1 protein-coding gene is annotated in these 1,058 nt (G+C 70.4%); it reads right to left on the bottom strand.

Annotated elements, in window-relative coordinates; translation table 11 throughout:
- Nucleotides 1–949: IS481 family transposase (locus KUM03_RS17190; protein WP_217249588.1), on the bottom strand; the 949-nt coding region annotated here is incomplete at its 3' end.
- Nucleotides 950–1,058 lie beyond the last annotated feature (109 nt).

The following is a 1,058-nucleotide window of genomic DNA, read 5'->3' as shown; positions in this document are numbered from 1 at the left end:
TGTGCTGATCGGACAGGTTGGTGACGCGGCTGGCTGGTGTTTGGCCGCCGATTCCGGTGTGGGGTCGGTGGTAGTTGTACCAGTCCAGCCAGCCGGGAAAGGCTGCCTGGCGCTCGGTGTCTGAGGCGTAGGGCCGGTGGTAGGCCCATTCGTCGAGCAGGGTGCGGTGGAAGCGTTCGACCTTGCCGTTGGTCTGCGGCCGCCAGGGCCGTGTCCAGCGAGGGCTGATGGCCAGCTCACGGCACGTGTCCCGCCAGGTGTTCTTGGTGTAGGCCCAGGCGTTGTCGGTCAGGACACGTTCGACGGTGATGCCCTGGGTGGCGAACCAGGCGGTGGCCCGCTGGAGGAACGCAGCGCAGGTCGGGGCGGTCTCGTCGGGCAGGTCTTCGGTGTAGGCCAGGCGGGAGTGGTCGTCCAACGCGGTGTGCAGGTAGGCGTAACCGGTTCCCGTGCGGTTGCGTCGGCCTTCGGCACGGCCCTGGGTGCGGTGCCCGCCGCCGTCGGGGATACGGCCGAGCTTCTTGACGTCGATGTGGACCAGTTCGCCGGGCCGGGCGCGTTCGTAGCGGCGGACTGGTTCGCCGGTGGCGCGGTCGCAGGCGGCCAGGACGGGCAGCTGGTGTCGGACCAGGATGCGGTGGGCGGTGGACGCGGCGACGTTGCAGCGGGCGGCCAGGCGGACCGGTCCGATCCGGTGTTCGCGGCGCAGATGGACGAGGTGCGCTTCGATCGCGGGCGCTGTGCGGCGTGGCTGGTGGTGAGGGCGGCTGGAACGGTCGTGCATGCCCTCGGCGCCCGACAGCCGGTAGCGGCCGGCCCAGCGTGCGGCGGTGGTGTGGCTGACCTGGAAGCGTTCCGCGGCCCGACGCAGCGGCCAGCCGTCATCCACGACACACCGGGCCAGACGCAGCCTGCCGGTCGGCGTCAGCGGGGCATTACGGTGGGACACGAGGGCCTCCTGCGGTCGGGCGTAGATGTCGCAATCCACACCGAACCCAGAAGGCCCTCACCTGTTCAAGCACCCAGCACGCGTGTCACCAACGTCCCGGGACAGCACA

The sequence above is a fragment of the Streptomyces sp. AC602_WCS936 genome, assembly GCF_019049125.1.
Classification (GTDB): Bacteria; Actinomycetota; Actinomycetes; order Streptomycetales; family Streptomycetaceae; genus Streptomyces.
This window is presented reverse-complemented; position numbering and strand designations above follow the sequence as displayed.